The organism is Caballeronia temeraria (genome assembly GCF_001544795.2).
In the GTDB taxonomy this organism is placed as follows: domain Bacteria; phylum Pseudomonadota; class Gammaproteobacteria; order Burkholderiales; family Burkholderiaceae; genus Caballeronia; species Caballeronia temeraria.
Genome location: NZ_FCOI02000003.1, coordinates 392,832 through 405,427, shown reverse-complemented (window position 1 = coordinate 405,427; position 12,596 = coordinate 392,832). Strand labels below are relative to the sequence as shown.

Annotated in this window: 13 protein-coding genes; 7 read left to right on the top strand and 6 right to left on the bottom strand. The window is 64.3% G+C overall.

Going from position 1 to position 12,596, the window contains the following annotated elements:
• Positions 1–46: 46 nt before the first annotated feature.
• On the bottom strand, positions 47–1,780 hold the full coding sequence (locus tag AWB76_RS06720) for a M12 family metallopeptidase (protein WP_061159335.1): 1,734 nt from the start codon (positions 1,778–1,780) through the stop codon (positions 47–49).
• A gap of 256 nt (positions 1,781–2,036) precedes the next feature.
• On the opposite strand from AWB76_RS06720, the gene AWB76_RS06715 reads away from it, so the two are divergent.
• Positions 2,037–2,348: a hypothetical protein gene (locus AWB76_RS06715; RefSeq protein WP_157696071.1), complete on the top strand. Its 312-nt coding sequence runs from the start codon at positions 2,037–2,039 to the stop codon at positions 2,346–2,348.
• 90 nt (positions 2,349–2,438) lie between these two features.
• Here AWB76_RS06715 and AWB76_RS40070 read toward each other — a convergent pair whose 3' ends face one another.
• Entirely contained in the window at positions 2,439–3,599 is a 1,161-nt protein-coding gene (locus AWB76_RS40070) for a trypsin-like serine peptidase (RefSeq protein ID WP_244173241.1), read from the bottom strand.
• Between the two features lie 296 nt (positions 3,600–3,895).
• Here AWB76_RS40070 and AWB76_RS06705 point away from each other — a divergent pair, with 296 nt between their 5' ends.
• The gene (locus AWB76_RS06705; RefSeq protein ID WP_061159333.1) at positions 3,896–4,240 is read left to right on the top strand and encodes a hypothetical protein; all 345 of its coding nucleotides are present in this window, start codon (positions 3,896–3,898) and stop codon (positions 4,238–4,240) included.
• Between the two features lie 8 nt (positions 4,241–4,248).
• Here AWB76_RS06705 and AWB76_RS06700 read toward each other — a convergent pair whose 3' ends face one another.
• Positions 4,249–4,956 (bottom strand): MgtC/SapB family protein, encoded by a 708-nt coding sequence (locus AWB76_RS06700; protein WP_061159332.1) that lies wholly within the window; start codon positions 4,954–4,956, stop codon positions 4,249–4,251.
• A 79-nt stretch (positions 4,957–5,035) separates the two neighbouring features.
• The gene (locus AWB76_RS06695) at positions 5,036–5,548 is read right to left on the bottom strand and encodes a response regulator (protein ID WP_061159331.1); all 513 of its coding nucleotides are present in this window, start codon (positions 5,546–5,548) and stop codon (positions 5,036–5,038) included.
• Positions 5,549–5,750: 202 nt separating this feature from the next.
• Between AWB76_RS06695 and AWB76_RS06690 the strand changes: the two genes are divergently transcribed.
• The 3 genes from AWB76_RS06690 (at position 5,751) to AWB76_RS06680 (ending at position 8,295) form a co-directional block, all read left to right on the top strand.
• Positions 5,751–6,410 (top strand): glutathione S-transferase family protein, encoded by a 660-nt coding sequence (locus tag AWB76_RS06690; RefSeq protein WP_061159330.1) that lies wholly within the window; start codon positions 5,751–5,753, stop codon positions 6,408–6,410.
• 30 nt (positions 6,411–6,440) lie between these two features.
• Positions 6,441–7,157: a DUF899 family protein gene (locus AWB76_RS06685; RefSeq protein WP_061159329.1), complete on the top strand. Its 717-nt coding sequence runs from the start codon at positions 6,441–6,443 to the stop codon at positions 7,155–7,157.
• 76 nt (positions 7,158–7,233) lie between these two features.
• Positions 7,234–8,295, top strand: coding sequence for a phytoene/squalene synthase family protein (locus AWB76_RS06680; RefSeq protein ID WP_061159328.1), 1,062 nt, complete (start codon positions 7,234–7,236; stop codon positions 8,293–8,295).
• Here AWB76_RS06680 and AWB76_RS06675 read toward each other — a convergent pair.
• Entirely contained in the window at positions 8,273–9,121 is an 849-nt protein-coding gene (locus tag AWB76_RS06675) for a LysR substrate-binding domain-containing protein (protein WP_061159327.1), read from the bottom strand. The two genes, AWB76_RS06680 and AWB76_RS06675, sit on opposite strands and share 23 nt — an antisense overlap.
• Positions 9,122–9,225: 104 nt before the next feature.
• Here AWB76_RS06675 and AWB76_RS06670 point away from each other — a divergent pair, with 104 nt between their 5' ends.
• Positions 9,226–10,095, top strand: a complete 870-nt coding sequence (locus AWB76_RS06670; RefSeq protein ID WP_061159326.1) for an alpha/beta fold hydrolase — start codon at positions 9,226–9,228, stop codon at positions 10,093–10,095.
• A 12-nt stretch (positions 10,096–10,107) separates the two neighbouring features.
• On the opposite strand, the gene dacB is transcribed toward AWB76_RS06670, so the two are convergent.
• Entirely contained in the window at positions 10,108–11,760 is a 1,653-nt protein-coding gene (dacB, locus tag AWB76_RS06665) for a D-alanyl-D-alanine carboxypeptidase/D-alanyl-D-alanine endopeptidase (RefSeq protein ID WP_061159440.1), read from the bottom strand.
• 305 nt (positions 11,761–12,065) lie between these two features.
• Here dacB and AWB76_RS06660 point away from each other — a divergent pair, with 305 nt between their 5' ends.
• The gene (locus AWB76_RS06660) at positions 12,066–12,470 is read left to right on the top strand and encodes a hypothetical protein (RefSeq protein WP_061159325.1); all 405 of its coding nucleotides are present in this window, start codon (positions 12,066–12,068) and stop codon (positions 12,468–12,470) included.
• The last annotated feature ends 126 nt before the right edge of the window (positions 12,471–12,596 follow it).

The window sequence follows — 12,596 nt, the reverse complement described above, 5'->3', positions numbered from 1 at the left end:
ATGATGCCACTGCCATGTCCGCCTTGAAACACCGATCGAGGAAACTTCAGTGCGTCACGAAAACGAACGGTGCGACGCCGTTATACACCGAGCCGCTCGCGTATGACCGCAGCCCGAGATCGGTGTCCCGGTACGTGCCGTTCGTCCGCTGCGTCAGCTGATGGACGGACCACGCGCTGTTCTCCTCGAGAAAAATCGACTTGTTGAGCGGGTCGTATTGAAGGAGCGCGATCGACATCGACGAAGTCATCAAGGTCGTCTTCGCGCGGCTCGTCGTGTCGTAAAGGATGGCCGGACTCGGGGCGTTGAAGTTGTCGTCGGCGAAAAGGATTTGCTGGTTGCTGATCGCCGCGAGGAAATGCACGTTCTTCTCCGGCAGATCGGTCAGCACGCGCGTAAAGCCGCTTTCGAGATCCATTTCCGTCAGCCTGCCCACGGCAGCCGGCGACGCGAAGCCCACGAAATAGGCCTTTTTCGCATCGGGCGTCACGGCGAACTGATCGCGCGTCGCGTTCGGCGCCGAGCCCGCCGGATAGCCGCCCACGATATATCCGCTCGCCGTCTCGATGCGCAGAACTTCCAGCCGCGACCCCGGCTCGTTGGCCAGCGCGTAGAGGTGTTCGGCGTCGTTGCCGGCGGTGGCCAGCCTGATGAGGCTGAAATCCTTCGGCAGTTTCAACTGCCTCACGAGCGCCCCGGTGTCCGGATCGACGACGTTGATGACGTTCCGGCTCGACACATACACCTGACTGCCGGACGACGCAGGCTGGAGGCTGTACCAGGCGGAAGTCGTCAACAAGGGACCGATGGGCGTCACATGCACGACCGAATTCGTCGTGGTGTCGATGGTGGCGAGATCGATCGATGTCGGACTTCTTTCCAGGAGCACGTGGAGCCGCTTTCCATCGGCGCTGGCGAACATCTGATCGACTCGCTTGTAGTCGCCGGTCAGCGACAGATCGATCGTCGCCTTCGCGGCGCGCGAAACGAGATCATACGCAGTGACCTTCGCCGGAGCCTCGGCGCGCGTCAGCGTGTACACGGTCTGCGTGAGCGGCGGCGGTCCATAGAATTGCTGCGCCATCACGTTATCGGTGGCGCTCAGCTTGCCGTCGCCGTTCCATTCTGGATTGCAGTAATTCATGATCGATGCCAGATCCCACGCGCCGATCATCGTGTCGCCGTTCGTTCCTTGCGCGGGCTCTTTGCATGTCGAAGGCGTATCGGGCCGGTTCTGCTCGTGCGCGAAACCCAGCGCGTGACCGAATTCATGCGCGACGACCCGGCGAATGCAGTATTCCTCGCGCCCCTGGCAACTCTGGCTCCAATTCCTGAAGGTGAAATTGAGCGTCATGCCGCCCGGCGCGTTGTTCAGCATCGCGCCCAGGCCGATGGTATGCGGCCCGCTTTGCGGGCTGTCCTCGACGGAAATCCGTATGCCGTAGTAATTCGGATCGTTCGTGCATTGCTGCCAGCCCGTGAAGCGCGCGCCGGAATGCGCCTCCCAGGTTTCCTCGACCGCGAGCCGGCTCCAGTTGCGCTCGGCCGAGTAGCGCGCGTAATCGGCGTTGTTCAGATCCCAGCATGCGCCGATGGGTACGCGACGCCAGATGACCGTCGACAGCGCGTATCCCTTGACCGTGGCTTCCGTTTGCGTCGATGGCTGTCCGGCGACGCTCTTCGCGCTCGTCGTGGAGACATCGGAGCCGGCATCGCCGCCGCACGAACTGATTAATACTCCTGAAGAAAGTGTCAGGAGTAGTCCTCGTATCCTTCTCATGTCGTTCTCCGTTTATCGCGACCATGCAACTGGCGCATGGCGGAAGGAACCGCTCTTTTCCGTGCGTAATGAAACTGGAAGCTTGATTACGGAGTATTTCCGAAGCTTCAGCCTTTCGGCACGAAGGCGTCAATCATTAATTCTCCCGATTGCCGACGGAGAAGCGCGATCGCGCTTGCACTCGGCGAGCACGGCGCGCAGTATCGAAAGGCGGACGATGCTGTCCGCGACCTCGAAGACGCATGAGGTGACTGCAATGGCCACATTCGGCTCACGCGCGAGAATCGCGCCGCTCGCGCTGCTGATGCTCGGTGCAAGTGCTGCAAGTGCGAATGGTTTCGGTCAGCACGTGAAGTCCGATTCGGCGTCGGGGTCGTCGCAATCGAACGCACCACTCGATTTCTCCCGCGCGCAGCCGATGCCGCTGCCTCAGCCGGACACGGCTCCGCCATCGGAGGCCGACTCTCGCGAACAGGCGCGCGGCCTCGATCTCGGCGTGCCGGGCGGCGCGCCGGGCAGCGCCGGCAGCGGCGAGCAAACACCTGTGCGGCTCGCGCCCGAACGATAGCGGCGCGATGCCGTTCCATCGGTGCACGGAACGGCATCGCGCGTCGACCGCGCCGGCATCATGCCGATGCGTGGCGGTCGTATCGACGGATCAGCACGCGCTTCCGGCCCCCGAACAGGCGGCGTTCACGAGCGGCACGATATTGCTCGATGTGAATGGCGAGGCGCCCGCCTGCTTGATCGCCGGATTGCCGTTGTAGCCCCAGCTCGTGACGCCGACCACCATCTGGCGGTCCGGGAACGAGCCGAAGCTCATGCCGTTATGGACTGCGCCGATTCCCAGATTGACGAGCCACGGCCCGCCGCTCGATCCCTGATTCATCGCCGTGCCGATGATCGTATTGTTGGAGAAGGTCGAGGCAACGTAGCTCTGGGATTCGTTGCGTTCCATGATCACGCCGTAGTCGAGTCCCTGCGGATAGCCGAGCTGGGAGATGATCGTCTGCTTCGAGGCGTTGAGGCCCCAGCCGTTCCAGCCGTAGCCGTACCATCCCGTCCGCGCGCCGGGATAGACGCCGTTCTGAGGCGCGATTCTCAGAACGGCGATGTCGTTCTGACAGACGACACCGCGCTGTGCGCATGAATCGGTTCCGTTGTAGTACGACGTCATCAGCCAGACGCCGGCGACGTTCCAGGTGCCAAAAGGCGCCACGCCGTTGTTATAGGCCGGCGCGAACCTGAAGTTGCTGTAGAGCCGGGAACTGCCGAAAAGCGCGACGCAATGCGCCGCCGTCACCACGACGCCCGGCTTGATGAGCGAGGCCGAGCAGCGCATTCCTCCGCTGGGAGTGCTGTAGGTCAGCCAGCCGGTCGGGCTGAACGGATAGTACGACTGCGTGCTGTTGTTTTGCGCGGCGACGCGAGCCGTGTTGAACGGCTGTCCCGATGTCCCGAACTCACGGGTTTGCGCGTCCGGCATGCTGGGTCCGGCCTTCAGTTCCGGCGCGACGCGCACGGCCGACTGAGCGCCGCTTCCCGCTCCGCCACGCGACGAACCCGCGGCACCGAAATCGATGGAAGGCGCCTGAGGCAATGCCTCCGACGCCGTGGGCGGCGTGAATCCCGGCGTGGGCAGCAGCATCGGCGTGGCGGTGGCGAAGCTGGAGTCGGGCGCGGCTCGCGCAGCCTGCTCCGGCACGAGCAGCTCCGTCACCGCGCCGCGAACCTGCGCCTGTTGAGCGAACGCGGTCGTTGCCATGCCGAACGCCATCGCGGCGGCGAACGCGGGTGTTTTCAGAGAAAAGGTCGTCATCGTGATCACCTGCTGGTTGATCGAGGATATGAATTCGCCGCAACGGGCAGCGCCATGCCGCTTCGATACGGCGTCCTGCGCATCCCGGTAGCCTCCGACGCGGATGACGAACGAGAGCGAGCCGCGAGCCCGCCATAGCGACGCTGAACCCTCGTTGACGCTACGCCGGACGACTTAGCATCGAGAACGACCTGTGCGTGGAAAAATTGAAGTTCGCGCGCTGCGTTTCGAAACCGCGCCCGTGACATCGTCTTCGATGCTATGGGCGCCGCTCAACGAACCGCAGGAGGGATGTCATGACGAACCAGGCCGACGATATGCGCGGGAACATGCCGGCGCATCGGCGTATGCGGATGCTCGCCGTATCGGCGATGACGATGATCGCGCTGAGTCTCGCGATGTCGGCATGCGGCGGAAGTTCCGACTCGACCGTCGCGCCGCCGCCGGCGATCAGCGACACGGCGCTGCCATCGCAAGCCGAGAGCGTGACGGCGGACGGCTCCGCTTTGGCGACGGGGCTGGAAAATCTGCCGCCGCCGGACACGCAGGCGCCCGCCGTGCCGCAATCCGAGGATGCCTTGCCGTCTTCCGGCGGTGCCGATATCCCGCTGTGGGCCGATGCCGCGAAAGCGAAGCGCTGAAGGCAGGCTCACTCTGGCGCGGTTTCGACCTCCGCCGCCGACCAGCTTATGCTCGATACGCCGCGCTCCATGCTCATGCGGCTCGCCATGCGTTCGAGTTTCGCCTGATCCTTCGGATGCATGCGCACGGTGGCCATCACCTTGATGCGCGGCGGATCGCCGTCTGTGTCCTCGCTCGTCAGACTCAGGAACGAGAGCGGCTGCGATTCCATCGCGTTCGAGAGCAGCGTGCGAATGTGGATTTCGTCTTCCTCGCGCCCGACGACCGTCAGAACGTATTCGCGCACGAGATCCGCGCTGGAGACGGGCGTCGCGTTGATGACGCGGCTCAGTTCGCGCAACAGCGTGTTGGTGACGAGCACCACGCCCGTTCCCGCGATGGCCGGACCATAGTGCCCCGTGCCGCACAGCACGCCAACGGCCGCCGAGCACCATAACGTCGCCGCCGTGTTGATGCCCTGAATCGAACCTTTGTCGCGCATGATCACGCCGCCGCCGAGAAAGCCGACACCCGACACGACATACGCGGCGATTTGCGTGACGCCCGCGACGCCGTTGCCCGTCAGCATGCCGAGCGTGACGAAGAGACACGCGCCGCTCGCGACGAGTGTGATGGTGCGCAGTCCCGCCGTGCGCTGGCGCAACTGCCGTTCGAGACCAATGGCGACGCCGCACGCGAAGGCGGCGAAAAGACGTAAGGCGAAATCGACGCTCATCGGCTGATCGGGTTGCCCGTTCCGGAGATAAACCCGAAAGCATCGCACCGGTACATGTCGACAGCGTGAAAGAGGGCAATCAGCCCCGCGCGACGAACTCCCTCACGCTGACGCGCACGCCGTGATAATTGGGTGCGGTATCGAACGAGACGGTGGCGCCGGCCGGGTCGCAGTACGCCGCGATGCGCGGCGAGACGATCTGCGTCGCGCCCGACAGCGCCCGCTCGTACACGCGTTCGAATTCGCGCACGTTTTCGCGCATGCTCACGAGACCCGCGGCGCCCGCGCGTTGAATGTCGGCGAGCGCGTGGGCGTCGATTTCATCGGTGAGCGCGACGACAGGCGTATCCGGAAACGTCCGGCGCAGTTCGCGCAGCAGCGACAGGCAGCCGGCATGCGAACCCGCGATCGCGCAGCTCAACACGATGACGTCGTAGTTCGCGGCGTTCAGCGTCGGCAGGAGTTGATCGACGGCGGTGACGCACGCCGCCACGCGAAGCCGCTCGTGGGACTCGAACCAGCTTTGCAGCCCGCTCAAAACGACGGGGCGGTTGTCCGCAACGACAATGCTGATTTTGCATTCGGGCTTCATTTTCTTCGCTTGACCTTGACTGGCGATTTGATCAGGCGCGCACGTTAACGCATCGACGCCTCTACGTTGCGGTGCACAACAAAATTTCGCGATTCGCTGTCGATCATCACAACGACCGTTCGTCGTATGGGTGAGCGGCGTTGAAAAATCCGGATGATTGTGCGTCGCGTTTCAGACCGCTCGACGACCAGGAGACAGTCAGATGAGCTTGCAACTTTACGCACACCCGTTTTCTTCTTATTGCCAGAAAGTTCTGGTAGCGCTCTACGAGAACGGCACGCCTTTCGAATGGCGCGCGCTCACGCCCGAAACGCCGCAATCGATGGCCGAACTCACCGAAATCTGGCCGATGAGACGCTTTCCCGTGCTCGTCGACGACGGCAGGCCGGTGATCGAATCGACGGTGATCATCGAACATCTGGGGCTCTATCATCCCGGCCCAGTGCGTCTCGTCCCCGACAATCCGCGCGCCGCGCTCGAAACGCGCTGGATGGACCGCTTCTTCGACAATTATGTGTCCACTCCACAGCAGAAAATCGTCTTCGACGCAATGCGCGATCCGAACGAACGCGATCCGCGCGGCGTCGCCGATGCCCGCGCCATGCTCGACACGTCCTACGCCTTTCTCGACCGCAAGATGGCCGCGCGCGAATGGGCGGCGGGCGACGCGTTCAGCCTCGCCGATTGCGGCGCGGCGCCGTTCCTGTTCTATGCCGACTGGTGTCATCGCATTGGCGACGCGTATCCGAACGTGATGGCGTATCGCAGGCGCCTGCTCGCGCGGCCGTCGTTCGCGCGCGCCGTGGATGAAGCGCGGCCGTATCGGTCGCTGTTTCCGCTCGGCGCGCCGGATCGCGATTGAGCCGCTTACCGTCATCCAAGGAGATCGGAAATGAGCACGACCACGACCTATGTTCCCGCCGCTGAACTTGCCCAGCGCGCCACGATGCGATTCCCCAACGAAAGCGCCGCATACCGCGAAGCACGCACCGCGTTGCTGGCCGAGGAAATCGACCTGCGCCGGCATATCGAGCGCGTCGCGCAGATGCGTCGCGCGTTGCCGCCGGGCGGCGAAGTGACGGGCGATTATCGATTCGACGGCGAGCGCGGCGCGGTGGATTTCGCCGGACTCTTCGGCGACAAGGACACGCTCGTCACGTACAGCTACATGTTCGGGCCGCAGCGCGAGCGGCCGTGTCCGATGTGCACGTCGCTGCTGTCGGCGTGGGAGGGCGAGGCGCGCGATATCGAGCAGCGCGTGGCGCTCGCGGTCATCGCGCGTTCGCCGCTCGCCAGACTCGTCGCGTTCAAAAAGGAGCGCGGCTGGCGCGATCTGCGGCTTTTCTCCGATACGAACGGCAATTTCAGCCGCGACTATCACGCGATATCGAAGGAAGGCGGCGACGATCCCGCGCTCAACGTCTTCACGCGGCGCGACGGCGTGATCCGCCATTTCTGGAGCGGCGAAATGGATTTCGGGACCGCCGATCCGGGCGAGGACCCGCGCGGCGCGCCCGACCTGATGCCGCTCTGGACCGTGCTCGACATGACGCCGGAGGGACGCGGAACGAACTGGTACCCGAAGCTGGATTACGGGCCGCGCGACTGAACGGCGTGACGCGGACGGATACAATGCCGCGGCGCGCGATCATCGCGCTTCCGGCCGACGTCATCCGATCCAAGTCATGAACAATTCGCCCCGGGCCTTCCTGCTGGGCCCGCTTCTCAAGAGCGTGTCGCGGTCGTTTTATCTCACGCTGCGCATTTTGCCGACGGGCATGCGCGATCCCGTCGGGCTCGCGTACCTGCTCGCGCGCGCCGCCGATACGATCGCGGATACGTCGCTGATCTCGCCGCAGCGCCGGCTGGAACTGCTGCTTTCGTTGCGCGCGCAAGTCAACGGCGCACCCGACGACGGCGCGCTCGCGCGCATCGCGGGCGAAGTCGCGGGCCAGCAGGCGCAGCCCGATGAACGCGCGCTGCTCGAATCGCTCGGTGCGGCGCTCGCGATCCTGCCGCAGCTCGGCGCGGAAGATCGGGCCGCCGTGCGCGATATCGTCACGACGCTCTCGACCGGCATGGAGTTCGATCTGCGCACGTTTCCCGACGAGACATCCGGCGAGATCGTCGCGCTGCGGGAATTCGACGAGCTGGACCGGTACACGTATCTCGTCGCGGGCTGCGTCGGCGAATTCTGGACGAAGATGACGTACGCGCACATGCCCGGCACGCTGAAGGCCGCGCCCGAGACGATGCTCGCGCTCGGCGTGCGCTTCGGCAAGGCGCTGCAGATGACCAACGTGTTGCGCGACTGCGCGAAGGATTTGCGCATCGGCCGATGCTATCTGCCCGAATCGATGCTCGCGCGTCACGGCCTGACGCCGAAAGACTTGCTGCGGCCGGAAACGTCGGCGCGCGCGCGGCCCGTGCTCTTCGACTTGCTGCGCACGTCGATCGCGCTGTTTCAGGACGCGGTGGATTACACGCTCGCGATTCCATCGAGCGCGATCCGTCTGCGTCTCGCCTGTCTCTGGCCGATCATGATCGGCCTCGATACGCTCGTGCTGCTCGCGCGCAACGACGCGTGGCTCGATCCGCAGAACGTCTCGAAGGTGCGCCGCAACGACGTGTACCGGATCATGGCGGCGTCCTTGCCGATGGTGGCATCGAACGGCATGCTGCGCGCGTGGACCTCGCGCCGCGTGCGGGCGATAGAAGCCGCAATCAGCGCCGCAGCTCGGCCATGATGCGTTCGGCGAGAAAGTCGCACGGCGGCCGTTTCGAGGCCGCGCTGCGCGCCAGCACCACTTCCAGCGTGCCGATATCGGGCAGACCTTGCGCCGGCCCGAGCAGCGTGAAATGTGACGGCACCGCGCACTTCGCGAGCGGCGTCACGGCGAGACCGGCTTCCGCCATCGTCAGCAAACCGAGCAGGCTCGGACTCTCGTACGACGTTCGATAGCCGATGCGCGCACGCTCCAGGCTGCGGATCGCGTTCTCGCGCGCGACGCTGCCCGGCAGGAACACGGCGATCGGCAAGGGCCGCTCTTTCCAGATTTCGGTGCCGGGCGCGGCGGCCCAGACCATCGGCTCGTGACGCAGGAATTCGCCCGAGAGGCCTTTTACGCGCGTCGCGCAGACGAGATCGACCGTGCCGTCTTTCACCATCGGCGCGAGCGCGAGGCTCGGCAGGCCGACGACCTGAATCTCGACCTTCGGATACGTCGCCGAGAATTTCTTCAGAATCGGCGGAAAAAGCGACGACGCGTAATCGTCCGGCACGCCGATCACCACGCGCCCGGTCACATCCGGCCGCACGACCGCCGCCCACGCCTCGTCGCGCAGCGCGATCATGCGGCGCGCGTAGGTGAGGAGCACTTCGCCGTCCTGCGTCGGCACCACGCTGCGCGGCTTGCGGACGAACAGCGCCTTGCCCAGCGCGGTTTCCAGCGTCTTGATCTGCATGCTGACCGCCGATTGCGAGCGATGCACGAGCTCCGCCGCGCGGCTGATGTTGCCGGTGTCCGCGACGGCGATGATCATCGAGAGAACGTCCAGATCGAGCGCTTTCATGGTGAACGACCGTTTGCTATCAGAAAATCTGAACGATTCTATCAAAATTATGCGTTTTTCTTTTGCTTTGGCGCGGCGCATAGTCGCATCCAAGGAGCTTACTCATGAACGCGCGAACCGATCTCTCCGTTCTCACCGCTGTGCAAGGCCTGCCTGAACCGTCGTTCGCCACGACGAAATCGGGCATTTCCGTGCCGTATGTCGAGTGCGGCGAGGGCGAACCGCTCGTCCTCGTGCACGGTTCGCTGTGCGATTACCGCTACTGGAGCGCGCAAATCCTGCCGCTCGCGAAGCATTTTCGCGTGATCGTGCCGAGCCTGTCGCATTACTGGCCCGCCGTCGATGCCTTCGTGCAGGGCGAATTCGGCTGGGAAGCGCATGTCGCGGAAATGGCGGAGTTCATCGAATCGCTCGATCTCGCGCCGGTGCATCTCGTCGGGCATTCGCGCGGCGGCTGCGTCGCGTTTCATCTGGCGCGCGAGTATCCGCGTCACGTGAAGACGCTGACGCTCGCCGATCCGGGCGGTCCGCTGCAAACCGCGCCGCAAGCGGCGCCCGCCGCGCTGCCGCCCGCGACCAATGCGCTGCGCACGCGCGTCGCCGAATTGATCGAACAGGGCGAATTCGATCGCGGCCTCGAAATGTTCGTCGATTCGGTCAGCATGCCGGGCTTCTGGAAGAAGAGCACGGACGATTTCCGTCGCATGGCGCTCGACAACGCGCTCACGCTGCCCAAGCAATTCCGCGACCCGTTGCCCGCGTACACGCGCGAAGCGGCGCGCGACATCAAGTGCCGCACGTTGCTGATCGACGGCGAGAAAAGCCCGCGCATGTTCCGCAACAACGTCGAGAAGCTCGAGGAGTGGATCGAGTTCGCGCAGCGTCAGACCATCGAGCGTGCGTCGCACGGGATGAACGTCGCCAGCCCCGGCGCGTTCAATCGCGCGGTGCTGGCGTTCGCCGGCGCCTGGTAAGCCGAAAGCGGCTTACTGCAGCTTCCAGATATTCGCCGCGATCGTGCCCTGGTCGTTGAAGACGTTGATGATGTCGGGCACGTCGGTGATCGGCACATTGTTCACGACCAGCGCGAACGCGAGCCGCCGGCCGCTCTTCGCGTCGATGTAACCCGCCAGCGCCTGTCCCTTCAGCGTGGTCGTCGCGGTGCCGTCGGGGTTCTCGGTGCCCGTCACATACGTCCCCGTCTTCGCGTAGACCTTGCCTTTCGCGCCCGCGAGCGTCGCGTCGCTTTCGAAGTCGGTCGTGCTCGCGAGCGAGCCGTCGACGCCGAGGAACGGCAGCGAATCCAGATACGCCGGGAAAGCCGGACGGCCGTTCATCGCGCGCAACATCGCGATGACCGCGACAGGCGTCGCCGTCGTTTCGCCGCCGCCGCTGCCGTCGATGAAATGCGTCTGGGTCATCGGCACATTGAACGGCGCGCTCGAAAGCTTTGCGTTCTCCGCCGCGAGCGCGGACTGGAGCGTGGTCGAACCGTTGTTCGCGACGGCGAAGAGCATGAGGCTCGTGTCCGCGCCGATGTTGTAGCTCACCTTCAGAATCCACTTCGAATATTCGCTGTACGGCTGCGACGTGAGCTGCGCGACGCGGGTATCGGCGGAATACGCGTTCTTCGCGGGCAGCAACTGCTGCGGATTGTTCGCGACCGCGGACGCCGTGACCGTCACGCCCGCGCGCGCGAGCGCCTCGATGAGCACCGTGCGCGCGTAGTTCTGCGGCGCGGTGATGCGGAACGTGCGGATGACCGGGAAGCTCGGCACGATCGGCGGCACGTAATCAGCCGGAATCGAGCCGCTCAGTGTGCCGGTGCAGGCGAGCGAGCCGAAGCAGGTCGGGTCGGTCGGCGTGACCGTGATCTTCGCGGCGGTGCCGGCGGCCGCCGTCATCAGCGTGGACTGCACCGTGAACGCCGATGACTTCGGCCGGTAATCCACCGGCGTCGCCGAGCCTGCGCTGCCTTGCGAGATGATCGTGTCGACCACATCGTCATTCACGAAGATCGAGCGCAACTGGAATTCGCCGCGAAAGTCGAAGGGATCGAAAAGACGGTCGTCGATCACGACTTCGCCGTTGATCTTCCTGATGCCCGACGCCGCGACCTGCGCCGCGAGCGAGTTGTAGCCCGCGAGCGGATCGGGCGCGGTGATCTGCGCATTGCCGAGATTGTTCGCTTCGTTGTGGTCGAAGTTGGTCCAGGCGAGCGTGCCGTCGGCATTGGTGCGCCCGCCCATCGAGAGATCGCCGCTCGCGACGAGCACGAGATTGCCGTTGAGCGTGCCGGTTGCATCGACGGTACCCATGCGATACACCGGCGTCTGAAACTGATGCTGCGCGCCGTACTGATCGAGCGCCGCGCCGAGCGAGAACACTTTGCGCACCGACGCGACATACACCTGCGCGTTCGAATTCATGTCGTAGATGAGATCGCCCGAATTCACGTCGACGACGCGCAGCGCCCACGTCGCGCCCTGATACATGGGCTTTTTCATGACCTGCGTGATGGAATCGGGGACGGACGTATCGCTGGAATCCGAACCGCCGCAACCGGCGATGAACGCGGCGAGCGCGCAAGGGACGACGAGCGCGGCAACGCGTGCCGGACTTCCTGAAAGCGGGTTCATGACGCGGCTCCGATAAAGGCACATCGCGCTCCACATGGAGCGAACATCCAATACGTCGAAACTGCTTCACTGCGCAGACAGGAGATGTCGGCGGCCGCGCACCACTTTCGATGGAGGCGGGTGAGTGAATTAAATACCTTGCGCGCGCCTTGTCAAGCGTGAGCTATCGCGATTCGAATGCTTTAGGCAAGCGCTTTTTGTGTGATTTCACGAACGCTTTTCGTCTGCTTGTTGTGACGCGACAACGGAAAAACGTTTGGCGCGGGCTAACATCTTCAGCACCTCATCGCGAAGAAGAGGACATCTTGAGCACGGCCCACGACGATCTCGATGCATGGAAACGCCAGCGCACGCTCGAACTGGCGCACGAGCTGGCCGACAGCGGCCGCTACGAAGATTTCACCGATATCGCCTATGCGCTGCAATTCGAGCGCGGCATGGCGACCGCGCAAGCGCTGATCGACGGCCCTGACATGCGCCGCGTGCTCAATCAACGTTGCGCCGACGCGCGCGAGAAACTCGCGCCACCCGCGCCCATTCCAGCGCCCGAAGTGCTCGAAGTGCTCGAAGCTGCGCCGGACACATCGAACGATCATGCGCAATTGCCGAAGGCCGCGGACTTCGAACGCGCGCCGTCGCTTCTGCGTCGCGCGCTCGGCATCGTCTGGCGATCCGGCAACGCGGGCGACCTCAACTCCGCCCCTTCCTGAAGTTTTCTTGTCGCGGGTAGTGCGTCAGCGCACGGCATCGCCCCATTTGCGCGCAAATGGCGGATTTGCACGACTTGAGCGCCCGTCAAAACCTTTACACTTGCAGAAGCTGAACCATAAGCCCGG

What these genes read in the sequence shown, in the direction of transcription:
- dacB (WP_061159440.1), bottom strand. Translation starts at nt 11,760, where the DNA reads ATGAACCCGCTTTCAGGAAGTCCGGCACGCGTTGCCGCGCTCGTCGTC.
- AWB76_RS06670 (WP_061159326.1), top strand. Translation starts at nt 9,226, where the DNA reads ATGAACGCGCGAACCGATCTCTCCGTTCTCACCGCTGTGCAAGGCCTG.
- AWB76_RS06685 (WP_061159329.1), top strand. Translation starts at nt 6,441, where the DNA reads ATGAGCACGACCACGACCTATGTTCCCGCCGCTGAACTTGCCCAGCGC.
- AWB76_RS06705 (WP_061159333.1), top strand. Translation starts at nt 3,896, where the DNA reads ATGACGAACCAGGCCGACGATATGCGCGGGAACATGCCGGCGCATCGG.
- AWB76_RS40070 (WP_244173241.1), bottom strand. Translation starts at nt 3,599, where the DNA reads ATGACGACCTTTTCTCTGAAAACACCCGCGTTCGCCGCCGCGATGGCG.
- AWB76_RS06720 (WP_061159335.1), bottom strand. Translation starts at nt 1,780, where the DNA reads ATGAGAAGGATACGAGGACTACTCCTGACACTTTCTTCAGGAGTATTA.
- AWB76_RS06715 (WP_157696071.1), top strand. Translation starts at nt 2,037, where the DNA reads ATGGCCACATTCGGCTCACGCGCGAGAATCGCGCCGCTCGCGCTGCTG.
- AWB76_RS06675 (WP_061159327.1), bottom strand. Translation starts at nt 9,121, where the DNA reads ATGAAAGCGCTCGATCTGGACGTTCTCTCGATGATCATCGCCGTCGCG.
- AWB76_RS06680 (WP_061159328.1), top strand. Translation starts at nt 7,234, where the DNA reads ATGAACAATTCGCCCCGGGCCTTCCTGCTGGGCCCGCTTCTCAAGAGC.
- AWB76_RS06695 (WP_061159331.1), bottom strand. Translation starts at nt 5,548, where the DNA reads ATGAAGCCCGAATGCAAAATCAGCATTGTCGTTGCGGACAACCGCCCC.
- AWB76_RS06700 (WP_061159332.1), bottom strand. Translation starts at nt 4,956, where the DNA reads ATGAGCGTCGATTTCGCCTTACGTCTTTTCGCCGCCTTCGCGTGCGGC.
- AWB76_RS06690 (WP_061159330.1), top strand. Translation starts at nt 5,751, where the DNA reads ATGAGCTTGCAACTTTACGCACACCCGTTTTCTTCTTATTGCCAGAAA.